The following is a 23428-nucleotide window of genomic DNA, read 5'->3' as shown; positions in this document are numbered from 1 at the left end:
AGCGGGGGACTGGCTAGTGGAATGTCTCGTCGACGGATTGTTTCAACCGTTCGATCTCGTCCTTGACCATCAACTTGCGGCGCTTGAGTTCGGTGATTTGCAGGTCGTCTGTAGAGAGGTGCAGGAGCGCTTCGTGTAGTTCGCTTTCGAGAATTTTGTGCTTGCGTTCCAGTTCAACCAGATGCGCCTGTATCGCCATTACGAAATCTCCTCGGCAGGTTAACCTCAATTTCGATCAGGACACCAAAGTGTACACCAGCCAGATTATCTGTCGACGGAGATTGCGAATCAGCGCTGCGACATTTTCGAATTTATCTGTAACAGAACGTGCGTATGGAACCGTCTTAACTTGCGCGGCGAGCGTGGAGGGAGGATATTTCGGCACGCGGATACCGAGCGATCCGGCCACAACTTCACCGTGCCTACTTTTTAGTACACAGCCATGACCGACGAAGATGAGCGCGAACTCCACGCAGAGCTTGCACGGCTGCAGCAGGAGCACCGCGATCTCGATGCAGCCATCGACGCGCTGCATCAGTCGCCGGCACCGGATCTGCTGATGGTGCAGCGACTCAAGAAGCGCAAGCTGCACTTGCGCGATCGCATCGCCTTCATCGAGGATCAGATCACGCCCGACATCATCGCGTGACGCGCCGTCATTCCGGGGCGATACCAATGGGTCCGCGCGAAGCGCGGCCCGATGATAGGCTCCGCATCGAACCCGAAATCCATCGGACCGCGCGTGCAAGTGGTAAAACGGATTCCGGGCTCGCGCTTTGCGTGCCTCGGAATGACGAGACGAGAGAATTTGCGCCTGGCTTTGCTGTCAGCGCATGTTGACTAGCTGTCCCCGACATCCACAGGCAGACATCCACAGGCGCTTGGCGCGATCGGTCACAAGCCGCCCGTAAGGCGCTTCCGCCCTCTTGACTCCTCTAGAACAAAATAAGAACATTACCGCTGCCGCCAGCCAGAACCGGAAGGATCATCGCCATGCCCATGCCGTCAGTGTTCTCCGACAACAACCGCTACGAAGTGGCTTGCGACCAGGCGATCGCGATGTGCGACGGCAATCTGCGCAGCACCATCAAGGCGCTGATCATGGCCAACGAATTCCTCGAGACTGAGGTCGCGGAATTACAGGACGCGCTCGCGACCTGTTTCGCGCAGGCAAAGAACGACGCCGCGTAGGTAAAAGGAGCACGCCATGGCCGATATCACCTATTACGTTGCGCTGCCTTTCGTGCGGGACGACAGCGGTGAATTGGTCGCGGGCAATGCCGAGGAGTGTCAGAGCGCCGCGACCGCGTTGCGGCGCGCCGAGATGATGTCGCGGATGCCGGGCAGCATCGGCGCGGTCGCCTTCAGCCGCACCGGCGATCCCATGATCGGCGAATTCGGCGATGCGCACCTGCTGCGGAAATTCGGCAACCTGCCGGACGATCTCGGCCTGTGAAGCCGCTTGCCATCAACCCACCACTTCATGCCGCCGCTGCGCCTTGCGCACATACATCGCGCTATCAGCCTCTTCCAGCGCGCGGCTCGCCACGGAGTGCGGACCGAGGATCGCAACGCCGGCGGAGGCGCCCGCGCTGACGCTGCGGCCACCGAAATCGAAGGTAAGGCGATCGATCGATTGCTCCAGCGCCGCAGCCTTGGCCTTGGCGTCGGTCTCGGTCAGGTTCCACAGCAGCACCGCGAACTCGTCGCCGCCGAGCCGTCCGACCACGTCCGATGCACGCACCTGCTTCGTTACCGTTTTTACGATCGCCTTCAGCACCGCATCGCCGGCGGCATGGCCATAGGTGTCATTGATCGGCTTCAGTCGATCGACGTCGAGCATGACCAGCGCGCCGCTGGCGTGATAGCGCTTGATATAGGCGATCGAGCGGTTCAGCTCGCGCTCGAAGCCGCGCCGATTGAGGATGTCCAGCAGGAAGTCGGTCTCCGCGGATGCCTGCAGTTCCGCGATCTGCGCTTCCGCCGCGGCCAGTTCCGCCTTGAGGCGGCGAATTGTCGCCTTGGCCTCGGTCAATGCAGCCGATGGCACCTGGACAGGGGTGACTTTGGCGGGGGCGGCTTGGGCAGGCGCGGCTTGGGTGGTTGCGGCTTGGACGCGGCGCGGCGCAACCTTGCGCGCAGCCGCGCTTTGTCTTTTCGCGGCCCCGGATGCGGCCGCCCTCTTCTTCTTTTTCATAAGCATCCTTGTTGAGGCCCGCTGATGAGGCTTGCCCGCATTCACCAAGACAGGATAGTCCATTCCGGATTCCTTGCCACGCCTTGGATCAGTGACGGGCCGCTCCTATAATCCGGCCCATGCTTCTGGATTCCCGATCAGAATTGACGATATGCCCGCCGCAATAGCCATTATCATGGGAAGCCAGTCGGACTGGGAGACCATGGGCCACGCCGCCGAAACGCTCACTGCCCTCGGGCTCGCGTTTGAGGCGCGGATCATTTCCGCCCACCGTACCCCGGACCGGCTGTACGCGTTCGCCAAGGGGGCGAAAGCGGCCGGTTTCAAGGTCATTATTGCCGGCGCCGGCGGTGCCGCGCATCTGCCCGGCATGACGGCTGCCCTGACGGAACTTCCAGTGTTCGGGGTTCCCGTCGAATCGAAGGCGCTGTCGGGCGTCGATTCGCTGTATTCGATCGTGCAGATGCCGGCCGGTATCCCGGTCGGCACGCTGGCGATCGGAAAATCGGGTGCCATCAACGCGGCGCTGCTCGCAGCGAGCGTGCTGGCGCTGAACGATCCGGCGCTGGCGACGCGCCTGGCCGCCTGGCGCAAGCAACAGACCGATGCCGTCAAGGAGCATCCGGAGGTATCGGCGTGACGGCTTCGACAACAGTGAAGCTGAAGCCGGGTGATACCATCGGAATTCTCGGCGGCGGGCAATTGGGCCGGATGCTGGCGATGGCCGCGGCGCGGCTCGGCCTCAAATGCCAGGTGTTCTCGCCGGATCCGGATTCGCCCGCCTTCGACGTGGTGCAGCACGCGACCTGCGCGGAATTTGCCGATGTCGAGGCGCTCGAACTGTTCGCCAATGACGTCGACGTCATCACCTATGAATTCGAGAACGTGCCGTCCGCGACCGCCTTGGTGCTGGCGGCGCGCCGCCCGGTGCTGCCGTCGCAGAAGATCCTCGAGACCACCCAGGACCGGCTGATCGAAAAGGATTTCATCACCAGGCTCGGCATCGGCACCGCCCACTATGCCGATGTGTCCTCGGTCGAAACGCTGCGCGCCGGCATCGCGCGCATCGGCCTTCCCGCCGTCATCAAGACGCGCCGCTTCGGCTATGACGGCAAGGGCCAGGCGATGATCCGCGAGGGCGACGACATCGACCAGCTCTGGGAAGACCTCGGCACCAAATCCGCCATTCTCGAAGCCTTCGTGCCATTCGAGCGCGAAATCTCCGTGATCGCCGCGCGCTCCGCGGACGGCCACGTCGAATGTTTCGACGTCACCGAGAACGAGCACCGCGATCACATCCTGAAGATCTCGCGCGCGCCGGCGGCGATCCCGGCCGAGCTCGCCGTGCAGGCGCGATCGGTTGCGGAAAGAATCGCGCATGCGCTGAACTATGTCGGCGTACTCGGGGTCGAAATGTTCGTGGTCGCGGGCAAGGACGGGCCGGCCGTGCTGGTCAACGAGATCGCGCCGCGGGTTCACAATTCCGGACACTGGACCCTCGACGGCGCCTCGATCTCGCAATTCGAGCAGCACATCCGCGCCATCGCCGGCTGGCCGCTCGGCAAACCGATCCGCCATGGCGCGGTGACCATGACCAACCTGATCGGCGACGACATCCTGAGCTATGAGGAATGGCTGACAGTGCCCGGCGCAACCGTGCATCTCTACGGCAAGGGCCCGCCGCGGCCCGGCCGCAAGATGGGCCATGTCACTGAAGTGGCACCACCGAAGTAGCGCCGGCAGGCCACAAACAGTAGCCCGCCGGCAAAGTCTTAAATTAGAAACTGATCAAGCCTGTCGTACGCCCTCGACGACTCCGGTCGGCTCTTCGCTGAGCCAGCGATAGAGCACCCCGCCGAGCGCGCCGCCGATCAACGGCGCCACCCAGAACAGCCAGAGCTGCGCCAGCGCCCATCCACCAACGAACAATGCCGGCCCGGTGCTGCGCGCCGGATTCACCGAGGTGTTGGTGACGGGAATGCTGACCAGATGGATCAGCGTCAACGCGAGCCCGATCGCGAGCGGCGCAAAGCCCGCAGGCGCCCTGCCATGGGTCGCGCCCATGATGATGAACAGGAACATCATCGTCATCACCACCTCGGTGATGAAGCCGGACAACAGGCTGTACTGCCCAGGCGAATGCGCGTCATAGCCGTTGGAGGCAAAGCCCTTGGCGAGGTCGAAGCCGGGCGCGCCGCTCGCGATCAGATAGAGCACTCCCGCAGCAACGACCGCACCGATCACCTGAGCGATCACATAGGGCAGGATCTGGCCAACGGGAAAACGTCCGCCGGCAGCGAGACCGACGGTGACGGCCGGATTGAGGTGGCAGCCGGACACGTGGCCGATCGCATAGGCCATGGTGACGACGCTCAATCCGAACGCCAGCGACACGCCGACCAGGCCGATTCCGACTTGCGGAAAGCCAGCGGCGATCACGGCGCTGCCGCATCCCGTAAATGTGAGCCAGAACGTGCCGATCGCCTCGGCGGCGTATTTTTGTGTCTCCATAGCAATTCTCCTATTATTTTGTTTCCCGGAGCCAGCAAAAGCTGCGGTAGCGGCCAAGCATTTGGCGCCGAATCACCCCAATCAAGGCCACTAGGTGGCAATTTCGCCCTATTTCGTGGCTTTACTTGGCCGTTGCTCCCGCTTCACCGGTGGACATTTGCGATTTTGTCTGCTACATGCGCGCCCCTAGGGCTGAAGGTCTGGCCTTTTCGCCGACCTTGGCTTTTCCAGATTTCCGAACCGATCAATCGAAAAGAGGATGCCGCGTGCAGGTTCTCGTCCGCGATAACAATGTCGATCAAGCCCTGAAGGCGCTCAAAAAGAAGATGCAGCGCGAGGGCATTTTCCGCGAGATGAAGCTCCGCGGCCACTATGAGAAGCCTTCCGAGAAGAAGGCCCGCGAGAAGGCCGAAGCCGTGCGCCGCGCCCGCAAGTTGGCGCGCAAGAAGCTGCAGCGCGAAGGCCTGTTGCCGATGAAGCCGAAGCCGGTGTTCGGCGCCGGCGCGGGTGGTGACCGTGGCGCCGGTGGACGTGGCGGCCCGGGCGCTGGCCGCGGTCCGCGCTGATCGCACCTTTTTTATAAAGGTCAGAAATGAGAACGCGGGCCTGAGGGGTCCGCGTTTTGCTTTTTGGTCGGTGCATTTTGCACCGCGGCCGGCTACCAATACGGAATTGCAGACGCGAGCATTTCCATTACGCGAGCAGTTCCGTTGATGGTGTTTCCGGCATCCCGCACCCGTTCTGGAATTTTGCCTCTCCCGCGCCTGATGGCACGGCCTGCCATCCTGCTGGCCGTTGCACTTGGCATCCCCCTTGGTCTCCCCTTGGGCGGCTGCTCGTTCGATCTGGGATCATTGGGGCCCGGCAACGACAAACCCAAGCAGGCCGCCACCGACAAGCCGACCGGCAGCGTCAGTGCGCAGAACGTCAGCGACGCCAAGGAGCACGCGGCGCGTGGCCAGGAGTTCGCGCGGTCCTTCAAGACCGAACAGGCACTCGCCGAATTCGAACAGGCGCTCGCGGTCGATCCCTACAACACACAGGCGCTCTATGGCCGCGGCCTGATCTATCAGGGCCAGAACCAGCACCAGCAGGCGATCGAGGATTTCACCGCGGCCAGCGGCCTGGCGCCACAGAGCGTCGGCCCGTTGCTGGCGCGCGCGAGCAGCTATCTCGCTCTCAACAAGGCCAAGGAAGCGGCCGCCGATCTTGACGAAGCAGTGCAGGCCGATCCGAACAGCGCCCAGGCTTGGACGGTGCGCGGCGAGGCCTATGAGAGGCTCGGCGACAAAGGCAAGGCAGCGATTTCGTACAGCCGAGCGATAGCATTGCGGCCTCGAGACGAGACCGCGCGCAGCGGCCTCGCGCGCACCGGCGGTTAAGATAGACGCACTCTCCTCGCCGTCGTCCCGGGCAAGCCAACGGGTCGCGCGAACGCGCGCCCGATGACAGGCTCCGCGCGACCCGGGACCCATAGCCACAGGGTTTGGTGATGTGTGAAGCTGCAAGCACTTGCTCGCGCCACAACAACTCCGTGTGGTTATGCGTCCCCGCTTTCGCGAGGACGACAGCGTGTTTGTGGAGACAGCGAGATCACGCCGGCTATATCCAGCCTGCGCGATCGTACTCAGCTATTTCGGCAGGACGGCGTGGAATACCGATTTCATCGATGACAGCATGTCGTCGCCGATCGTCGGGCGCTCCTTGGCCGGCTCCGCCCCTGCTGCGTCGGCGCGCAGATCCAGCGGCGGACGTGAGGCCGGAATGTCCGCCGGCGGCGTCGGACGGTTCGGATCGTCAGCCGCGCTTGCGGCATAAGGCGGACGCGGCTGAGAGGTCTGGCCGAAGGTCTCGCTCGGCGGCGTCGAGACCATGATCGGCGGCGGCAACGGCCGCACCACTGATGGCGCAGTCGCGACGCGAGGCGCTTCCGGTGCACGTGCCGCCTCCGGCGAACGAGAGCCGGCCTCGGCGGTGCCGCGCAACCGCTCGATCGCGGCGCGCGCAAGGTCGTTGGCGTCACGATGCTCGTCCGGTACAGCCGCAGCTTCGGCTGGCGGCGAGGCGGGTGCAGCGGCGGGCACGGTAGCAGGCTGCTGCACCGGTGCCGGCGTCACCTTGGCGACGGTCTTTTCACGGGGTGCGGGCTGATGGCGACGGGGCTCGGCGGGCGGAATGCTTGCAGTCTCGGCGGGCGCTTCGGCGGCGGGTTTGTTCTCGGTCGCCTTCTCAGCCGGCTTCTCGGTCACCGTGGCCTTCTCGGACGCCGTGCGCTCCATCAACGTGCGCTCGGACATGCCCTTGGCCTTCACGCCAGCTTCGGGGAGATTGGAGACCTCGGCAGGCTTTTCGACGGGTTTGCTCGCGACGGCCGCCTTCGGCTGGGCGGTCGAAACAGCGGCCGCGGCCGGTGCCTCCGGCTTGGCTACGATGTAGTGGTTAACGATGTAGGCCCCGATGACCGTCGCAGCCACCGAGGGAAAGATATCGACGACAAATTTCGTCAGGTATTTCAGCATTGCCAACCACTCCCCGCCGCGGCGTTAGATGCGGGAACTTTGAGGCACATTGAGGGATCAACTGCGTCGGATCAATGGCAACCGGCCGGTTCCGGCGATCACGGATGCTTACGGTTTGAGTTCAATCTCGAGGAAGACGATCTCCGTAGAGGTTTCATTAAGCACATCGTGCTCCACCCCCGCCTTGCGGAAATACGACTTGCCTACGCGGAGCTCGGCCTTCGAACGCTCGCCACTGGGCGCCACGATGGTCATCTCGCCGGCGGTCACGGGCACGATCACATAGTCCATCTCATGGACGTGAGGCCCGGTCGCACTGCCCGGCGCCAGCCGCCATTCCGTGACACGGACCTCGGGGGTGTCGACCTGGACATCGGATTTCGCGGCAAGCATCGTCGTTGTCTCCCTATGGCAGGAATGCCAAGAACAAGAACACGGCAAATACCACCAGATGCACCACGCCGAACAGGATGTTGGTGCGGCCAGTGCCGAAGGTCAGCATGCTCAAGAGGAAGGTCAAGAACAACAGCACCGTGCTCTGGGCGCTGAGCCCGAGGACAAGCTCCTTGCCCAGCAGGTAGGTGGCGATGCCGACCGCGGGGATCGTCAACCCGATCGTGGCGAGCGATGACCCGAGCGCAAGGTTGATGCTCTTCTGCAAATCATTGTTGCGGGCGGCCGAAGCCGCGGCAACGCCTTCCGGCATGAGGATGAGAAGCGCGACCACGAGTCCCGCGAAGGCGGGCGGCGCACCGATCATCGCCGCGGTGGCATCGATGACGAGCGAGAACTTCTTTGACAGCAGCACGACGGCGAGAAGCGAGACCAGCAGCAACGGAATGCTGAGCGCCAGCACGGCACCCGATGACTTCTTCGGCGCCTCAGCATCATTTGCGGACTCGGCCACGAAGTAGTCGCGGTGCCGCATGGTCTGGATGTAGAGAAAGACACCGTAGAGGGCGAGCGTGACAATGTCGACAAATCCGAGTTGCATCGCCGAATAGACCGGCCCGGGCGTCGCCAATGTATAATTTGGCATGATCAGCGTTATCGTCGCCAATACGAACAACACGCTGAGATAAACGTTGGCGCCGGTAACCTGGAAATCCTGCTCGCGGTAGTGCAACCCGCCGATGAAGATGCACAGCCCGACCAGACCGTTACAAACGATCATCACCACCGCAAACACAGTGTCACGGGCCAGCGCCGGCTGAGGCTTGTCGCCCAGCATGATCGTCGTGATCAGCGCCACTTCAATGATCGTCACCGCGAGCGTCAGCACCAACGTGCCGAAAGGCTCTCCGACCTCTTCGGCAATCACCTCCGCATGATGAACTGCCGCGAACACCGTGCCGAACAGGATGGCCAGCAAGATCGCGGCGAGCAGCCATCCGCCGAGAGATGGGCTGAACACCCATCCAGCAGCGGTCGCTGCGGCGAACAGCGCCATCGCCAGCGCGGGGAAAATCCATGCCGTGCGCGGCATCGGACCGTGTGCGCTCATGACTCCCCTTCCGCTGCTCAAGGAATTCCACCATACGGCACTCAGTGAGCGCTGAGAACCGGGGCGATCGGCAGAAATGTGAGAAGCAGGAACAGTGGTATCAACACGCAACCCGCAAAGAAGAGATAGCCGAAGAAGCTCGGCATCTTGATGCCGCGCTCGTTCGCGATCGCCGCCACCATGAAGTTCGGTGCGTTTCCGATATAGGTGAGCGCACCCATGTAGACCGCGCCCATGGAAATTGCCGCCAGCGTCCCCGACAATTCCCCCATCAATCGCTGCGGGTCGCCGCCGGCGACCTCGAAGAACAGGAGATAGGTCGGAGCATTGTCGAGAAACGCCGACATCAATCCGGTGAACCAGAAATAGGGAACCTCCCGTGGAGCGCCGTTCGGTTCGGTGACCGCGGACAACAGCCAGGCGAACGAGCCATCACGCCCGGCATGGAGCATCGCCAGCACCGGGATGATCGCGGTGAAGATGGCGGCAAACAGTTTCGCGACTTCCCGGATCGGCTCCCAGTTGAAGCCGTTGGCCTCGCGGTGTTCGTCCGGCGTGAGCCATAGCGAAAGCAGCGCGATTGCGATCAGAAGGCCGTCGCGCACCAGATTCTGCAGCTCCAGCCTGGTGCCGAGAACATCGAAGGCAATTCCCGGCCGCCAGGTCGCCGACATCAGGATGCTGGCAATGATTGCGGCGATCAGCACCAGATTGATCAGGCCGCGAAGGCGGATCGGCGACGCTCCGCCGGGCGCAGCCGATGGCTCTTTGCGGAAGAGCCAGAGATCGAGCACGACAAAGACGAGCAGCAGGGTACCGGCCACGATCGCGGTCTGCAACCAGATGTTCCTCGTGGTCCAGAAGAACTCGACGCCGTGCAGGAAGCCGACGAACAGCGGCGGATCGCCGAGCGGGCTGAGCGCGCCGCCGACATTGGCAACGAGAATGATGAAGAACACGATGACGTGCGCGTTATGAGGCCGCAACAGGTTGGCGCGGATCAGCGGGCGGATCAGGATCATGGCGGCACCGGTGGTGCCGACGACGCTCGCCATCATCGTACCCACTGCAAGAACGGACGTATTGGTCCACGGCGTGCCCCTCAGGTCGCCGGTCACCAGGATCCCGCCCGCAACCGTATAGAGCGCGAACAGCAGCACGATGAAGCTCAGATACTCCCCGAGCATCGCATGCACGAAGCTCTCCAGCATGGCTGCACCTCCGGCGAACCAGACGAGCGAGGCGAGCGTCAGAAACGACCAGCCGGCGGCGATCTTGCCGTAATGGTGATGCCAGAATTTCGGAAACAGCAGCGGCCCGAGCGCGATCGACAGCAGCAGACCGGCGAAAGGAAGGGCAAACGGCCAGTTCATCGCCGCGCCGTCGAGTGCTGCCGCAGCGCGCGCCGGCTCCGGCAGCAGCACCAACGCCGCCAGGACGGCCACACCGCTCCATGCCTTGGTTCCGTACCTACAAACCACCGATGAACTGCCGCGCCGTTTCGATCGCACCATAATAGTCGAGATTATCGTGGCCGCCGCCAGCAAAGCGCACGAACCGCTTCGGCTCATGCGCCAGCGCGAACAGGCGTTCACCGAAGATGATCGGGATCACGGGATCGTTAGTGCCGTGCATGATGAGGAGCGGAGCCTTGACCCGCGCAATACGTTCGTCGGAGCGGAACTGATCGCGCATTAGCCAGCGCACCGGCACGAACGGGAATGCCGCGCCAGCAATGTCGACCGTCGAGGTATAGGGCGCCTCCAGGATCAATTTTCCGATCGGCTGTTCAGAAGCCAGCGCGACCGCAACGCCGGTGCCGAGCGAAAATCCCCAGACGACAATTCGTTCCGCGGCATAGCGCGCCGCGGTGAAGGCGTAAGCTGCAGCGGCGTCCTGCAGAATGCCGCGCTCGCTCGGATATCCGCTCGAGCCGGCATAGCTGCGGTAGGAGAGCGCGACCAGGCCGGTACCGTCAGACGTCATCGCGCGGAAACGGCTGACTCGTCCCGCGAGAAAATCGCCATTGCCGGGAAAGTACAGGATCACGGGACGGCCGGGCTTTGCCGGCACGTGCCAGACGATGACCTTTTCACCATCGCCTGCGGTGAGGACATGTTCCTCGGCTTCAGGAAAGCCGGCGGCTTCCGGTGAGGTTCGCTCCCGCGTCGGAATCGGAAACAGCATCTCGCGCTGCTTGACGAACAGCAGCGCGAGCGCTCCGAGATAACCGACTGCAGCGAGGATCAGGAGCCATTTCAGGACGAGCATCGCTGCCCGCAAACGGCCTCACATCGCCTTGACGATGCTCTCGGTCACCTTCTTGGCATCGCCGAGCAGCATCATGGTGTTGTCACGATAGAACAGCGGATTGTCGATGCCGGCATAGCCTGAGGCCAGCGAGCGCTTGATGAACATCACCGTGCCGGCCTTCCACACCTGCAGCACCGGCATGCCGTAGATCGGCGAGGTCTTGTCCTCTTCCGCAGCCGGGTTGGTGACGTCATTGGCGCCGATCACGAAGGCGACGTCGGCCTGGGCGAATTCGGAGTTGATGTCCTCCAGTTCGAACACCTCGTCATAGGGCACGTTGGCTTCGGCCAGCAGCACGTTCATGTGGCCGGGCATGCGGCCCGCGACCGGGTGAATCGCATACTTCACCTCGACGCCTTCCTTCTTCAGGATGTCGGCCATTTCGCGCAGCGCGTGCTGGGCCTGCGCCACCGCCATGCCGTAGCCGGGCACGATGATGACCTTCGAGGCGTTCTTCATGATGAAGGCGGCATCATCAGCCGAGCCAAGCTTGGCCGGCTTCTGCTCGCCGGTCCCGCCGCCCGCCGCCGCGGTCTCGCCGCCGAAGCCGCCCAGGATGACCGAGATGAAGGACCGGTTCATCGCGTGGCACATGATGTAGGACAGGATCGCGCCGGAGGAGCCGACCAGCGCGCCGGTGATGATCAGCGCCGAATTGCCGAGCGTGAAGCCGATGCCGGCCGCGGCCCAGCCGGAATAGGAGTTCAGCATCGAGATCACGACCGGCATGTCGGCGCCGCCGATCGGGATGATCATCAGCACGCCGAGCACCAGCGCGATGATGGTGATCAGCCAGAAGTCGACCGCACTGCCCGACAGCACGAGGCCAACGATGAAGAACACCAGCGCCAAAGCGAGCGCGATGTTGATGAGGTGACGGAACGGCAGGAGGATCGGTGCGCCGCTCATCCGCGCCGACAGTTTCAGGAACGCGATCACCGAGCCGGTGAAGGTCAGCGCGCCGATCGCAACCCCGAGCGACATCTCGATCAGGCTCTGGGTGTGGATGTTGCCAGGCGTGCCGATGTCGAAGGCCTCGGGCGCATAGAACGCGCCGGCGGCGACCAGCACCGCGGCCATGCCGACCAGCGAGTGGAAGGCGGCGACCAGTTCGGGCATCGAGGTCATCGGCACCCGCCGTGCGATCACGGCGCCGATCGCGCCGCCAATGGCGACACCAAGTACGACGAGCAGCCAGGCCACGCCGTCCGCCGGCGGGTGGCTCGCGAGCGTGGTGCCGATCGCGATCGCCATGCCGATCATGCCGAACAGGTTGCCCTGCCGGGAGGTGGCGGGGCTCGACAGCCCCCTCAGCGACAGGATGAACAGCACACCCGCCACGAGATACAACAATGCAGAGAGATTGGCGTTCATCTCAGGTCCCCGTTTGCCTCTTCCCCGAGGTGGCCGCTTACTTGGACTTCTTCTTGTACATCGCCAGCATGCGCTGGGTGACAAGGAAGCCGCCGAAGATGTTCACGCAGGCGAAGATCAGCGCGACGAAGCCGAAGCCACGCGCCCAACCCGAGCCGCTCGAGATCATACCGACGCCGACCGCGAGCAGCGCGCCGACCACGATCACCGAGGAGATCGCATTGGTGACGCTCATCAGCGGCGTATGCAGCGCGGGGGTCACCGACCACACCACGAAATAGCCGACGAACACGGCAAGCACGAAAATGGAAAGCCGGAATACGAAGGGATCGACGGCCTGCGCGATATGCTCCATGGCTTCTCTCCTTAGGCTTTCGGCTGGAAGTTCGGGTGGATGACGGCGCCGTCCTTGGTCAGCGCGGTGGCTTTCACCAGTTCGTCGTCCCAATTGACGGCAAGCGCCTTGTTCGCCTTGTCGACCAGCGTCTCGATGAAGGCGAGCAGGTTGCGGGCATAGAGACCCGAGGCGGAGGCGGCGACGCGGCCGGCGACATTGGTGTAGCCGACGATCTTGATGCCATCGACGTCGACGATCTCACCCGCCTTCGCGCCCTCGACATTGCCGCCACGTTCGACGGCGAGATCGACCAGTACCGAACCGGGCCGCATCGATTTGACCATGTCCGCGGAGACGAGCTTGGGGGCCGGGCGGCCGGGAATCAGCGCCGTCGTGATCACGACATCCTGCTTCTTGATGTGCTCGGCGGTGAGCGCGGCCTGCTTGGCCTGGTACTCCCTAGACATTTCCTTGGCGTAGCCGCCCGCGGTCTGCGCGTTCTTGAACTCCTCGTCCTCGACCGCGAGGAATTTGGCGCCAAGGCTCTCCACCTGCTCCTTCGTCGCCGGACGCACGTCGGTCGCGGTGACGATGGCCCCCAGCCGGCGCGCGGTCGCGATCGCCTGCAGCCCCGCGACGCCGACGCCCATGATGAACACTTTCGCGGCGGGTACGGTGCCAGCCGCGGTCATCATCATCGGAAAGGCGCGGCCGAAGGCTTCGGCGCCCTCGATCACCGCGCGGTAGCCGGCGAGGTTCGCCTGCGACGACAAAACGTCCATGACCTGCGCACGGGTGATGCGCGGCATCAACTCCATCGCAAAGGCCGAAATACCGGCATCCGCCATCGCCTTCAGCGCAGCGTCATTGCCGTAGGGGTCCATGATGGCGATGACAAGCGCGCCGCGCTTGTATTTCGAGAGCTCGGACGCCTCCGGCCGCTTCACCTTGATGACGATATCGGCATCTTTCACCGCATCGGCGCTCACGGTGGCGCCGACGGCAGTGAATTCCGAATCCGGCAAGCCCGACTTGATGCCCGCGCCCGGCTCGACCGCGACCTCCGCACCGAGCGCCTTGAGTTTCTTGATAGTGTCAGGGGATGCGGCGACCCGCGGCTCGGACGGGTCGATTTCCTTGGCAACGGCAATCTTCATAAGGCCTCCGGCGGCGCGGGACAGCGCACGCAAGCAAACTTAGCGTTACTCCCGCAACGTTGGATACCGGTTTTGGGACCGGTTTGAATGCAATTTTTTTGAGCACCGCCGGCATTGGCGGCGCAGCCGGCGAGAGGTCAGAGCAGGAAGAAGGCCATCAGGATGAGAATGAGGGCGACCGTCGCGGTACCGTATTTGACCAGCGCGATGAAGCCTTCGTAGGTCCGCTCATGCTCGATGTAGTCGTTGCCGTCGGCAGTGGTGTAAGCCACTTCGCTATGGTTCGCCATCCTTGTCCCCAGTCATCAAACGTCTGATTTTCAAGCGTGCCATAGCGCAAAGCCGCGGACAGGGCAACGCCGCCTCGCCTATCGCCTCATTCGGAAGGCCAATTATCCCGGATCCAGCGGGTAAGGCTTTCCTCGCTGACCTCGCCGGCCGCGAGTGAGAGGATGATCGATGTTGCGTGCGCCGGATCAGGACTGAAGTTGACGCCATTCTTGATCAGAAACGTCATCATCGCCATGAAGGCGATCCGCTTGTTCCCATCGACAAAGGCGTGGTTCTTGGCGAGGCCAAACGCATAGGCCGCCGCGAGCTCGGTCAGCGAGGCCTGTTCGTAGCGCCATTTGTTAACCGGCCGCTCCAGCGCCGATCGCAGCATGCCCTCATCGCGCAAGCCGGGAGCTCCGCCGAAGCGGCGGAGCTGGCGGGCATGGATGGCGATGGCCTGCTCATAGGTGATCCAAAGCGGCTCTTTCGGCTCGCTCATTCGGAATTTCCACTACTTTGCAAGCGCCGCCAGCGTATCGCGATATTTGTCCATGATCTCGTCTGCAACTTCCATCGTCCGTTCAAAATCCGGATCGTAGGGAAGCGCCTGAAAACCGCCTCCCGGAAGTTCGGTGACATGCAGTTGCTGACCGCGCTTGAGGTCGAGCCGCTGCATCAGCTCGCGGGGGAGCAGCAGGCCATCGGAATTCCCGATCTTTTTGATCTCGATTTTCATCAGGATTTTGCCTTTTAAGTTGCGCACAATCGCGCAGTTGCCCTGTAAGAGCTTCAAAAAGCATCATAATTCGTACATCTCAGCGCACGTTATACATCAGTATAACGCGCCCTCAGGCGTCGTTCAACAAGTGTTTTACAGTCTACCGTCCCTCAGCCCATCGCCTCAAGCTCGTCGATCATGCCTGAAATCACCGACAGCCCGCCGTCCCAGAATTTCGGGTCCTTGGCATCCAGGCCGAACGGCTTGAGCAGTTCCGAATAGTGCTTGGTTCCGCCGGCTGCGAGCATGTCGAGATAGCGTTCCGCAAAGCCCTCGGAGGCGTGCTCGTAGACCGCGTAGAGCGAGTTCACCAGGCAATCGCCGAACGCATAGGCGTAAACGTAGAAGGGCGAATGGATGAAATGCGGAATGTACATCCAGAAATTCTCGTAGCCCGGCTTGATCTCGATCGCCGGCCCTAAGCTCTCGGTCTGCACGGAAAGCCAGATCTGGCCGATCCGCTCGGCGGTCAATTCGCCGTTCTTGCGCTCGGTGTGCACCGCGCGCTCGAACGAATAGAACGCGATCTGCCGCACCACGGTGTTGATCATGTCCTCGACCTTGCCGGCGAGCAGCGCCTGGCGCTGCTTGGCGCTCTTGGTCTCGGACAACAGGCGCTTGAAGGTCAGCATCTCCCCGAACACGCTTGCGGTCTCCGCAAGCGTCAGCGGTGTCGGCGCCATCAGGGGACCGTTCTTTGCCGCCAGCACCTGGTGCACGCCATGGCCGAGCTCATGCGCCAGCGTCATGACATCGCGCGGCTTGCCCTGGTAGTTCATCAGCACGTAAGGGTGGGCCGACGGCGTGGTCGGATGCGAGAAGGCGCCTGGGGCCTTGCCCGGCCTGACCGGCGCATCGATCCAGCGGTCGGTGAAGAAGCGCTCGGCGATCGCGGCCATATCGGTGGAAAAGCCGCGATAGGCTGATAGCACCATGCTCCGCGCCTCGGGCCAGGCAATCGTGCCGGTCGCGGCAAAGGGCAAGGGCCCGTTGCGGTCCCAATGCGGCAGCTTCTTCTTTTTGAACCAGCCCGCCTTCAGCCGGTAGTAGCGGTGCGACAGCTTCGGATAGGCGGCGCGCACGGACGCGACTAACGCGTCCACCACCTCGCGCTCGACGCGGTTGTTGAGATGGCGGGAATCCGCGACATCCTGGAAGCCACGCCAGCGGTCGGAAATCTCCTTGTCCTTGGCGAGCGTGTTGGTGACCAGCGCGAACGTACGCTCATTGGCCTTGAAGGTTTTCGCCAGCGCCTCCGCCGCCGCCTTGCGCTTTGCGCCATCGCGGTCCTGCAGGAAGTTGAGCGTCGGCTCGATCGCGAGTTCCTTGGCGCCGACCTTGAAGCGCAGGCCGGCGATGGTCTGGTCGAACAGCCGGTTCCAGGCGGAATAGCCGCTCTGCGACTTCTCGTGGAAAAGCTGCTCGATGCGATCCTCGAGTTGATACGGCTTCTCCTTGCGCAGATCCTCGATCCAGGGCCGGTAATATGCGAGCGCATCCGCCTGCATCGCGCGCTCGATCACATCATCGTCAATGCGGTTGAGCTCGAGCGCGAAGAACAGGAGGTGCGTCGAGGCCGCCGTCAGGCGCTCTGAAACATCGCCGTAAAATTTCGTGATCGCGGGATCGACGCTGTCGCCGGCATGCACGAGGCCGGCAAAGGAGCCGAGCCGGCCGGCGAGGTCGTCGATCGCTTCATAGCGTCGCACGGCTTCGGCGAGCCACTTTCCGCCATCTTCCCGGGCCGTATGTTCCGCAAGCTTGCCCTTGTAGTCGGTCTCAAACGCGACGCAATCTGCATCCATCTTCGCCAGGTCGCGCGCGACTTCCGGCGCGTCGATCCCGGAATAGAGGTCCCCGAGATTCCATTCCGGCAATTTGCCGCTTTTGCCCACGACCTTCTTCGCGGCGGACTTGTTGGCAGCGGATTTGGCCTTGGCCGGCTTGCGTTGGGCGGGTTTGCGGAGAGCGGAGGAGCGCGAGGTCATCTTGGCGGTAACCTGTGTTCAATCGGAGATGCGGCGGCGAAATGTGCGGGGGTGGGCAACGTTTAAGAGGGCGTTAATCGGCTTCGGCGAGAGTGCCCCGATTCGAGACAGATAAGCGTAACGTGCGGGGAAAACCATGGCTGCCACCATTTTGATTGCCGATGATGACGCAGTACAGCGCCGTCTGGTTGAAAACATGGTGCAAAAATGCGGCTACCAGCCCCTCGTAGTCGATAGCGGCGATGATGCCATCGCCGCACTCACCGCCCAGGAAAGCCAGACCATCGATGCGGTCGTGCTCGATCTCGTGATGCCCGGCCTCGACGGCCTCGGCGTGCTCGCAAAGATTCGTGACGCTGGTTTGAACGTCCCCGTCATCGTGCAGACCGCGCATGGCGGCATCGACAATGTGGTCTCCGCGATGCGCGCCGGCGCCCAGGATTTCGTCGTCAAGCCGGTCGGCTTCGAGCGGCTGCAGGTATCCTTGCGCAATGCGCTGAACACTTCTGCACTCAAGGGTGAATTGCAGCGCATCCGCCACAGCCGCGAGGGGCGGCTCACGTTCACCGACGTCATCACCCGCAGCGAAGCCATGACAAGCGTGCTGCGCACCGCGCAGAAGGCCGCTTCATCAGCCATTCCGGTGTTGATCGAAGGCGAATCCGGCGTCGGCAAGGAATTGTTCGCCCGCGCCATCCACGGCAGCAGCGAACGCAAATCGAAGCCTTTCGTTGCGGTGAACTGCGGTGCGATCCCCGACAATCTCGTGGAGTCGATCCTGTTCGGCCACGAGAAGGGCGCCTTCACCGGCGCCACCGAACGCCATATGGGCAAGTTCGTCGAAGCCCATGGCGGCACGCTCTTCCTCGACGAAGTCGGCGAACTGCCGCTGACCGCACAGGTGAAGTTGTTGCGCGCGCTGCAGGAGGGCACGGTGGAAGCCGTCGGCGGCCGCAAGCCAGTGAAGGTCGACGTCCGCATCATTTCCGCCACCAACCGCAAACTGCTCGAGCTGGTGAAGGCCGGCCAATTCCGCGAGGACCTGTTCTATCGCCTGCACGTCCTGCCGCTGACGATTCCGCCGCTGCGGCAACGGCGCGAGGACATTCCGCATCTGCTGCGGCATTTCCTCGCGCGCTTCAACGCCGAGGAAAACCGCAACATCACCGGCATCAGCGGCGAGGCGATGGCGCATCTTTCGCAGCTCGATTGGCCCGGCAACATCCGCCAGCTCGAAAACACGGTGTATCGCGCCGTGGTCATGAGCGATGGCGACCAGCTTGACCTCGCCGACTTCCCGCAGGTCGCCGCGCATCCACTTGCTGACCCAGCCCCGACGCATGGCGAGCCGCTGATCGTCGCCCCGTCCACGGCGCCCGCGATAATATCGGGTAGTGAAATACCCATTGCGCCGCTGCCTGCCACCGGCAATCTCTCGATGCTGACCAGCAGCGGCGATGTGCGGCCACTGGAAGAGATGGAGAACGAGATCATCCGCTTCGCGATCTCGCATTATCGCGGGCAGATGTCGGAGGTTGCGCGGCGCCTGAAGATCGGCCGCTCGACGCTCTACCGCAAGATCGACGAGGCCGCGGCAAATGACTCCGCCGACGGCGCCGGCGGCACCAATTGAGCCGGTCGGCGTTTATGCCCCGGAGCGGGCATTCGGTCGTGGCTTCGCATGCTCAGTTCGGAACCTATTGAACCGTGGCTTGGGGGTGACAGACAAACGGGGTGCCGCGTGGCAAAAATCGCGCAAGACCGAGTGCAAGTGGTTGATCAAGGTCAGTTTGTCGTGAGTTGCCCCGCATGGCGCTGGCTGCATGAAGGGGGCGTCTGTATCGTCTGCGTTGATTTGTTGCGTGCAGGCGTGAAGGAGTTTTGATCGAGTGAGGCCGGCGCTTCCGCGCAATCTCAGAGCATGATCCGGGAAGATCATGCTCGAACGAATCGAGCGTGATGACGGCTCTAACGAAGCGTCATCAGGCTCCAGGACCATGATTTGAGAACTGTTCCAATGCCGGGCAGTTCGCCCCAGGGGGAGTGACGATGCGAGACTGTTCGAAAGGCCGAACCGGATTCGACCGCGTGCTGATGGCCGTCGCCGCGACGTTCCTGACGGTCTCCGCGACCTCGGCGCTGGCCCAGTCGGACACGCCGCGCGCGAGTGCCGCAGAACTCGCGATCGACGCCGCAATCCCGCGTCCCGAGCCTGCCAACGTTCCGCCGCCGACCGCAGCCGATATCAAGCTGGACACCACCGCTTCGGTGCCGGATGCGACCAAGGACGCCATCACGTCGAGCGAACCCGACGCCGCCACCAAGACTGCAGAGCCCAAGCTGGAATCCAAGCCGGCCGATGTCGTCACCGCGCCCGCCGCCGAGCCGAAGCCGAGCGATGTGGCAAAGGACGCGCCCAAGGACACACCGAAGGAGCCGGTCAAGAACGACACCGCCACGGTGACCCCTTCAGCCGCGCCCGCCGCTGCGACCGCCGCTCCTGCAACCGTCACTGCGCCTGCCCCGGCGACCGCCAACGCGCCTGCTGCCGAGCCCGCCAAGGAGCCGGTCAAGGCTGCGAGCAACGTGCCGGCGGAAGACCAGCCGGTTGCCGACAAGCTTCGCGAGACGCTGGCCAGCAAGACGCTGCGCACCTTTGACCGCAAGAACGAGCGCGCCGCGGTCGAGAAGTTCTACTCGGCGCGCGACTATGCGCCGGTATTTACGCAAGGCGGCAAGCTGACCGCTACCGGCAAGGGCGTGATCGCGCGGCTCAAGGACGCCGCCTCCGACGGCCTCAACCCGGAAGACTATCCGGTGCCGGAGTTTGCCTTGGCCTTCTCCTCGCCCGACGCGCTGGCGGATGCCGAGCTGAAGCTCGTCGCCAGCATGCTCGACTACGCGCGCCAGGCCCAGAGCGGCCGGATGCATTGGTCGCAGGTCTCGGCCGACATCCTCTATCCCGAGCACCCGATCGATCCGTCGGAAGTCCTCGCCAACGTGACCGGCGCCAAGGACGCCTCCGCCGCGCTCGACAGCTACAACCCGCCGCACAAGCTCTACCGTGAGCTCAAGGCCAAGCTCGCCGAGCTGCGCGGCCTCGGCGACGGCCCGATGATCGAGATCCCGGAGGGACCGGTGCTGGCCTACAAGGCCGCCACCAAGAAGCAGCCGGGCGAGGCGCCGGAAGATCCGCGCGTGCCGCAGCTCCGCGCCAAGCTCGGCGTTGCCGAGAATCCGGACGATACGCGTTACGACGCCAAGGTCGCCGAAGCCGTGCGCAAATTCCAGCGCAGCGTCGAGCTGAAGCCCACCGGCGTGCTCGACGACCGTACCGTGAAGGCGATCAACAGCCCGAAGCGCGACCGACAGATCGACACCGTCATCGTCAACATGGAGCGCTGGCGCTGGCTGCCGCGACAGCTTGGCGCGGCGTCCCTCGGCAACGCCTATGTCATCCTCAACATCCCCGACTACACACTGCGGGTGATGCAAAACGGTGCACCCGTCTGGACCACGCGCGTCGTGACCGGCAAGCCGGGGCAGCACGCCACCCCGCTTCTGACCGAGACGATGAAGTACATCACGGTGAACCCGACCTGGAACGTGCCGCCGTCGATCATCTACAACGAGTACCTGCCGGCCCTGCAGCAGGATCCGACCGTGCTGCAGCGGATGGGCCTGCGGCTCGAATACGGCCGCGACGGCTCGATTCACATCTCGCAGCCGCCGGGTGAAGCGAATGCGCTCGGACGCATCCGCTTCAACTTCCCGAACAAGTTCCTGGTCTATCAGCACGACACGCCGGACAAGAACCTGTTCGGCAGGGAAGAGCGCGCCTTCAGCCATGGCTGCATGCGCGTGCAGAACCCGGACCAGTACGCTTCCGTGCTGCTCAACATCACGATGACGGACGAGCGTTGGACGCCCGAGCGCATCCGCAGCATGTATGGCTCGAGCGAGATCGACCTGAAATTCCCGACCCCGATCCCGGTCAACATCACCTACCAGACCGCGTTCGTGGACGACGCCGGCAAGCTGCAATTCCGCAAAGACGTCTATGGCCGCGACGGCGCCATGCTGGCGCTGCTCAAGAACAACCGCGGTAAGGACCTCGAATCAGTGGTGGCGCATGCGCAGCCGAACTATTCGCGCCCGAGCCGCAACAGCCTGCCGCCCGGCGTCAGCATCGCCAGCGAGAACACCAATTCCGGCCTGAACTTCTTTGAACGGCTGTTCGGCGGCGGCCAGCCGGTGCCGCCAGCTCCGATTGGACGCGGACAACCGCGCGGGGTGTTCACCCGTTAATTTACCGCTCCCTGAGCGCGCCAGATTCGTGAGCAAAATCAACGATCCCGCCCATGCGGCGGGATCGTTTACATTAACCATTATTCATCTGGTACCGCTGGCGGCTCTTTTTCGCCACAGTCAACAGTTTAGGTTGAGTTCAACTTGGGAAACGGGATGGTAAATCTCGGTTAACCGTCCCGCTTTAAGAATGCGTTCACCGCCTTTCGCCGGGGTCTGCGAAAGATAAGGTCGAACGCTCGACGATTGGGTGGGCTCATCGGTGCTGGCTGTCCGCACACGCCACTATAAACTGCTGTCTTTCCCGAAAGCCGGATGTCAGGTCGGGCTGACGTCGCTATTGCTGCTCGCAGGCGCCGGATCGGTTCACGACGCCGCCGCCCTGAACGAGACTCGCACCCTCTCCTTCCACCACACCCATTCGAACGAAGACCTCACCATCACCTTCAAGCGCGACGGCCGCTACGACGAAGACGCGTTGAAGAAGCTCAATCATTACCTGCGCGACTGGCGCACCCAGGATGAGACCACGATGGATCGTCGGCTCTTCGACATCCTCTGGGAAGTCTATCGCGATGTCGACGGCAAGCAGCCGATCAACATCATCTCCTCCTACCGCTCTCCCGCTACTAACGCCATGCTCCGCCGCCGCTCCTCCGGGGTGGCGCGCTTCAGCCAGCACATGCTGGGGCATGCGATGGATTTCTACATTCCCGGCGTGCCGCTCGAGCAGATCCGCTATGCCGGCCTGCGCCTACAGCGTGGCGGTGTCGGTTTCTATCCGACCTCCGGCTCGCCTTTTGTTCACCTCGACACCGGGTCGATTCGCCATTGGCCGCGCATGACGCACGACCAATTGGCAAGGGTGTTCCCGGACGGCCGCACCGTCCACGTCCCATCCGACGGCACCCCGTTGAAGGGGTATGAGCTTGCCCGCGCCGACATCGAGCGGCGCGGCAACGGCGATGGCTCCTCGTCCGGCGGCAACAAGATCGGCGGCTTCCTGACCGCGCTGTTCACGGGCAAATCGGCTGCCGGCAGCGACGAGGACGACGAGGGCGCGGCGCCGGCGGCCGCCGAGAAGCCCGCGCCCGTCCTGGCTTCCGCCAAATCTGCCGATTCGAAGCCGGCCGACCCCGTACCGATGCCGCGCGCAAAACCGCAATTCGCCTCGACCATCCAGCTCGCCGCGGCCGACGCCCAGATCGTCCCGGCGGCAAAGGCGAAGCCGGCAGCGCCGGCGCCAGCCGAGAAGTCCGAGCCGAAACCCGAGACGCCTGCTGACATCATCAATGCCCGCGGCTTCTGGGGCGACGATCTACCGGCAGCGAAACAGGCGACAGCCGCGCAGATCGCAGCGCTCAAGGCGCGCGAGGCGGTCGGCGCCGCCGATCCGCAGGCCACTGCCAGCGTATCGGAGAATTTCAACAAGGCGCTCGCCTATGCCCCGGCCAACGCGCCTGTTGACCGCAGCAATATCGTCGCCGCCTCTGCGCCAGTCCCGCGCAGCGCCCGACCGACCCGCAATGCCGGGGCCGTCGCGAGCGAGATCAACACCGTGGTCGCCAAGGGCACGCAGGGTCAGGGCAGCGTGATCTCGACCTCGACACGCATCTCCGCGGCCAAGGGCAACGATCTCTGGATGCGCGTGGTCATGCTGGCGCCGAGCGCCAGCAACGCCATGCAGACCACCGTGCTCGGCGATACCGACATGACCTTGATGCGCGCCCATTTCGTCAAGCCGCAGGCCGCGGTCAACATGACCTTCTCGAACGATCCGATGCTGGGCCTGAGCTGCGACAGCTTCACCGGCTCGGCCACCGCAACGCTACCGACGACGTCCTTCGTCGTCCGCACCGCCGCGCTGCGCTGAGCTTTCTTCCGCAAATTCGGTGTCGTCCCCGCGAAAGCGCTAGGGCATGCACAGATGTGGTGCGGTGCGGCGGATTGACTCGGGGCGGGTGTGAGGGATTCCAGAATCGGGAATCTGTGTGATTTCTATTGTGGCACTTCGATTTGACGGAGGTGCCGCCATGTCGCCACGGATTGACTGGACATTGGGCCGGTTCGGGGATCGTCGTCTCGATAAAGGGGGGCGGCGCTCGTCGAACGCATGGTTGCGGGCAAGGATGTTTGCCTGCGGCGGCTTGCCAAGGGTGACCGCGCGCT

25 protein-coding genes are annotated in these 23428 nt (G+C 63.4%); 10 read left to right on the top strand and 15 right to left on the bottom strand.

Translation table 11 applies throughout. From position 1 onward, the window contains the following. Positions 1-13: 13 nt before the first annotated feature. Positions 14-199: a YdcH family protein gene (locus YY7_RS0133415; RefSeq protein ID WP_028167009.1), complete on the bottom strand. Its 186-nt coding sequence runs from the start codon at positions 197-199 to the stop codon at positions 14-16. A gap of 243 nt (positions 200-442) precedes the next feature. Here YY7_RS0133415 and YY7_RS0133410 point away from each other — a divergent pair, with 243 nt between their 5' ends. The 3 genes from YY7_RS0133410 to YY7_RS0133400 all read left to right on the top strand — a co-directional run bounded on the left by YY7_RS0133410 (position 443) and on the right by YY7_RS0133400 (position 1456). Beyond that, positions 443-649, top strand: coding sequence for a YdcH family protein (locus YY7_RS0133410; protein ID WP_028167008.1), 207 nt, complete (start codon positions 443-445; stop codon positions 647-649). A 350-nt stretch (positions 650-999) separates the two neighbouring features. After that, positions 1000-1191, top strand: a complete 192-nt coding sequence (locus tag YY7_RS0133405; protein WP_028167007.1) for a hypothetical protein — start codon at positions 1000-1002, stop codon at positions 1189-1191. A gap of 16 nt (positions 1192-1207) precedes the next feature. Continuing rightward, positions 1208-1456, top strand: coding sequence for a hypothetical protein (locus YY7_RS0133400; protein WP_028167006.1), 249 nt, complete (start codon positions 1208-1210; stop codon positions 1454-1456). Between the two features lie 12 nt (positions 1457-1468). Here the strand turns inward: YY7_RS0133400 and YY7_RS0133395 are convergent, their stop codons facing one another. Continuing rightward, positions 1469-2203, bottom strand: a complete 735-nt coding sequence (locus YY7_RS0133395) for a GGDEF domain-containing protein (RefSeq protein WP_028167005.1) — start codon at positions 2201-2203, stop codon at positions 1469-1471. Between the two features lie 145 nt (positions 2204-2348). Between YY7_RS0133395 and purE the strand changes: the two genes are divergently transcribed. Both purE and YY7_RS0133385 read left to right on the top strand, forming a co-directional pair. Continuing rightward, positions 2349-2837: a 5-(carboxyamino)imidazole ribonucleotide mutase gene (purE, locus tag YY7_RS0133390; protein ID WP_028167004.1), complete on the top strand. Its 489-nt coding sequence runs from the start codon at positions 2349-2351 to the stop codon at positions 2835-2837. Beyond that, positions 2834-3931, top strand: coding sequence for a 5-(carboxyamino)imidazole ribonucleotide synthase (locus tag YY7_RS0133385; protein WP_028167003.1), 1098 nt, complete (start codon positions 2834-2836; stop codon positions 3929-3931). Before purE ends, YY7_RS0133385 begins: the two co-directional genes overlap by 4 nt. Positions 3932-3985: 54 nt before the next feature. Here YY7_RS0133385 and aqpZ read toward each other — a convergent pair whose 3' ends face one another. After that, positions 3986-4708, bottom strand: a complete 723-nt coding sequence (aqpZ, locus tag YY7_RS0133380) for an aquaporin Z (protein WP_028167002.1) — start codon at positions 4706-4708, stop codon at positions 3986-3988. A gap of 266 nt (positions 4709-4974) precedes the next feature. Between aqpZ and rpsU the strand changes: the two genes are divergently transcribed. Both rpsU and YY7_RS0133370 read left to right on the top strand, forming a co-directional pair. Beyond that, positions 4975-5274 carry a 30S ribosomal protein S21 gene (gene rpsU / locus YY7_RS0133375; protein ID WP_027579707.1) on the top strand — a complete coding sequence of 100 codons (300 nt, stop codon included), beginning with the start codon at positions 4975-4977 and terminating at the stop codon, positions 5272-5274. A gap of 201 nt (positions 5275-5475) precedes the next feature. After that, positions 5476-6090, top strand: a complete 615-nt coding sequence (locus YY7_RS0133370) for a tetratricopeptide repeat protein (protein ID WP_080663957.1) — start codon at positions 5476-5478, stop codon at positions 6088-6090. A gap of 249 nt (positions 6091-6339) precedes the next feature. On the opposite strand, the gene YY7_RS0133365 is transcribed toward YY7_RS0133370, so the two are convergent. The 12 genes from YY7_RS0133365 to YY7_RS0133310 form a co-directional block, all read right to left on the bottom strand. Beyond that, the gene (locus YY7_RS0133365) at positions 6340-7227 is read right to left on the bottom strand and encodes a hypothetical protein (RefSeq protein WP_028167000.1); all 888 of its coding nucleotides are present in this window, start codon (positions 7225-7227) and stop codon (positions 6340-6342) included. Positions 7228-7335: 108 nt separating this feature from the next. Then, positions 7336-7620: a cupin domain-containing protein gene (locus YY7_RS0133360; protein WP_028166999.1), complete on the bottom strand. Its 285-nt coding sequence runs from the start codon at positions 7618-7620 to the stop codon at positions 7336-7338. 13 nt (positions 7621-7633) lie between these two features. Beyond that, complete coding sequence (locus YY7_RS0133355; RefSeq protein ID WP_028166998.1) at positions 7634-8731, bottom strand: calcium:proton antiporter; 1098 nt, start codon at positions 8729-8731, stop codon at positions 7634-7636. Positions 8732-8772: 41 nt separating this feature from the next. After that, positions 8773-10104, bottom strand: a complete 1332-nt coding sequence (locus tag YY7_RS0133350; protein ID WP_028166997.1) for a sodium:proton antiporter — start codon at positions 10102-10104, stop codon at positions 8773-8775. A 97-nt stretch (positions 10105-10201) separates the two neighbouring features. Further along, positions 10202-11002: an alpha/beta hydrolase gene (locus YY7_RS0133345; RefSeq protein WP_028166996.1), complete on the bottom strand. Its 801-nt coding sequence runs from the start codon at positions 11000-11002 to the stop codon at positions 10202-10204. Between the two features lie 18 nt (positions 11003-11020). Continuing rightward, positions 11021-12418 (bottom strand): NAD(P)(+) transhydrogenase (Re/Si-specific) subunit beta, encoded by a 1398-nt coding sequence (locus tag YY7_RS0133340; RefSeq protein ID WP_028166995.1) that lies wholly within the window; start codon positions 12416-12418, stop codon positions 11021-11023. Positions 12419-12455: 37 nt separating this feature from the next. After that, entirely contained in the window at positions 12456-12773 is a 318-nt protein-coding gene (locus YY7_RS0133335; protein ID WP_028166994.1) for a proton-translocating transhydrogenase family protein, read from the bottom strand. An 11-nt stretch (positions 12774-12784) separates the two neighbouring features. Then, on the bottom strand, positions 12785-13912 hold the full coding sequence (locus YY7_RS0133330) for a Re/Si-specific NAD(P)(+) transhydrogenase subunit alpha (RefSeq protein ID WP_028166993.1): 1128 nt from the start codon (positions 13910-13912) through the stop codon (positions 12785-12787). Between the two features lie 137 nt (positions 13913-14049). Beyond that, on the bottom strand, positions 14050-14202 hold the full coding sequence (locus YY7_RS0133325; RefSeq protein WP_028166992.1) for an aa3-type cytochrome c oxidase subunit IV: 153 nt from the start codon (positions 14200-14202) through the stop codon (positions 14050-14052). 86 nt (positions 14203-14288) lie between these two features. Beyond that, positions 14289-14684 carry a type II toxin-antitoxin system death-on-curing family toxin gene (locus YY7_RS0133320; protein ID WP_028166991.1) on the bottom strand — a complete coding sequence of 132 codons (396 nt, stop codon included), beginning with the start codon at positions 14682-14684 and terminating at the stop codon, positions 14289-14291. 12 nt (positions 14685-14696) lie between these two features. Beyond that, positions 14697-14921 (bottom strand): AbrB/MazE/SpoVT family DNA-binding domain-containing protein, encoded by a 225-nt coding sequence (locus YY7_RS0133315; protein ID WP_028166990.1) that lies wholly within the window; start codon positions 14919-14921, stop codon positions 14697-14699. A gap of 152 nt (positions 14922-15073) precedes the next feature. After that, a complete protein-coding gene (locus YY7_RS0133310) occupies positions 15074-16951 on the bottom strand; it encodes a M3 family oligoendopeptidase (RefSeq protein ID WP_028166989.1) in 1878 nt (625 codons plus the stop codon). Positions 16952-17087: 136 nt separating this feature from the next. Between YY7_RS0133310 and YY7_RS0133305 the strand changes: the two genes are divergently transcribed. The 3 genes from YY7_RS0133305 (at position 17088) to YY7_RS0133295 (ending at position 23132) form a co-directional block, all read left to right on the top strand. Next, a complete protein-coding gene (locus YY7_RS0133305; RefSeq protein WP_028166988.1) occupies positions 17088-18584 on the top strand; it encodes a sigma-54-dependent transcriptional regulator in 1497 nt (498 codons plus the stop codon). Between the two features lie 416 nt (positions 18585-19000). Then, entirely contained in the window at positions 19001-21259 is a 2259-nt protein-coding gene (locus YY7_RS0133300) for a L,D-transpeptidase family protein (protein ID WP_028166987.1), read from the top strand. Positions 21260-21521: 262 nt separating this feature from the next. Continuing rightward, positions 21522-23132: a DUF882 domain-containing protein gene (locus YY7_RS0133295; protein ID WP_245287491.1), complete on the top strand. Its 1611-nt coding sequence runs from the start codon at positions 21522-21524 to the stop codon at positions 23130-23132. Positions 23133-23428 lie beyond the last annotated feature (296 nt).

Origin of the sequence: Bradyrhizobium elkanii WSM2783, assembly GCF_000472865.1 — a bacterium.
GTDB lineage: Bacteria > Pseudomonadota > Alphaproteobacteria > Rhizobiales > Xanthobacteraceae > Bradyrhizobium > Bradyrhizobium elkanii_A.
The sequence above is the reverse complement of the archived record's forward strand: the minus strand, read 5'-3'. Positions and strand labels throughout refer to the sequence as shown.

Excerpts from the sequence above, each read along its gene's own strand:
- YY7_RS0133415 (WP_028167009.1), bottom strand. The coding sequence starts at position 199 with ATGGCGATACAGGCGCATCTGGTTGAACTGGAACGCAAGCACAAAATT.
- YY7_RS0133410 (WP_028167008.1), top strand. The coding sequence starts at position 443 with ATGACCGACGAAGATGAGCGCGAACTCCACGCAGAGCTTGCACGGCTG.
- YY7_RS0133405 (WP_028167007.1), top strand. The coding sequence starts at position 1,000 with ATGCCGTCAGTGTTCTCCGACAACAACCGCTACGAAGTGGCTTGCGAC.
- YY7_RS0133400 (WP_028167006.1), top strand. The coding sequence starts at position 1,208 with ATGGCCGATATCACCTATTACGTTGCGCTGCCTTTCGTGCGGGACGAC.
- YY7_RS0133395 (WP_028167005.1), bottom strand. The coding sequence starts at position 2,203 with ATGCTTATGAAAAAGAAGAAGAGGGCGGCCGCATCCGGGGCCGCGAAA.
- purE (WP_028167004.1), top strand. The coding sequence starts at position 2,349 with ATGCCCGCCGCAATAGCCATTATCATGGGAAGCCAGTCGGACTGGGAG.
- aqpZ (WP_028167002.1), bottom strand. The coding sequence starts at position 4,708 with ATGGAGACACAAAAATACGCCGCCGAGGCGATCGGCACGTTCTGGCTC.
- YY7_RS0133370 (WP_080663957.1), top strand. The coding sequence starts at position 5,476 with ATGGCACGGCCTGCCATCCTGCTGGCCGTTGCACTTGGCATCCCCCTT.
- YY7_RS0133365 (WP_028167000.1), bottom strand. The coding sequence starts at position 7,227 with ATGCTGAAATACCTGACGAAATTTGTCGTCGATATCTTTCCCTCGGTG.
- YY7_RS0133360 (WP_028166999.1), bottom strand. The coding sequence starts at position 7,620 with ATGCTTGCCGCGAAATCCGATGTCCAGGTCGACACCCCCGAGGTCCGT.
- YY7_RS0133355 (WP_028166998.1), bottom strand. The coding sequence starts at position 8,731 with ATGAGCGCACACGGTCCGATGCCGCGCACGGCATGGATTTTCCCCGCG.
- YY7_RS0133350 (WP_028166997.1), bottom strand. The coding sequence starts at position 10,104 with ATGAACTGGCCGTTTGCCCTTCCTTTCGCCGGTCTGCTGCTGTCGATC.
- YY7_RS0133345 (WP_028166996.1), bottom strand. The coding sequence starts at position 11,002 with ATGCTCGTCCTGAAATGGCTCCTGATCCTCGCTGCAGTCGGTTATCTC.
- YY7_RS0133340 (WP_028166995.1), bottom strand. The coding sequence starts at position 12,418 with ATGAACGCCAATCTCTCTGCATTGTTGTATCTCGTGGCGGGTGTGCTG.
- YY7_RS0133335 (WP_028166994.1), bottom strand. The coding sequence starts at position 12,773 with ATGGAGCATATCGCGCAGGCCGTCGATCCCTTCGTATTCCGGCTTTCC.
- YY7_RS0133330 (WP_028166993.1), bottom strand. The coding sequence starts at position 13,912 with ATGAAGATTGCCGTTGCCAAGGAAATCGACCCGTCCGAGCCGCGGGTC.
- YY7_RS0133325 (WP_028166992.1), bottom strand. The coding sequence starts at position 14,202 with ATGGCGAACCATAGCGAAGTGGCTTACACCACTGCCGACGGCAACGAC.
- YY7_RS0133320 (WP_028166991.1), bottom strand. The coding sequence starts at position 14,684 with ATGAGCGAGCCGAAAGAGCCGCTTTGGATCACCTATGAGCAGGCCATC.
- YY7_RS0133315 (WP_028166990.1), bottom strand. The coding sequence starts at position 14,921 with ATGAAAATCGAGATCAAAAAGATCGGGAATTCCGATGGCCTGCTGCTC.
- YY7_RS0133310 (WP_028166989.1), bottom strand. The coding sequence starts at position 16,951 with ATGACCTCGCGCTCCTCCGCTCTCCGCAAACCCGCCCAACGCAAGCCG.
- YY7_RS0133305 (WP_028166988.1), top strand. The coding sequence starts at position 17,088 with ATGGCTGCCACCATTTTGATTGCCGATGATGACGCAGTACAGCGCCGT.
- YY7_RS0133300 (WP_028166987.1), top strand. The coding sequence starts at position 19,001 with ATGCGAGACTGTTCGAAAGGCCGAACCGGATTCGACCGCGTGCTGATG.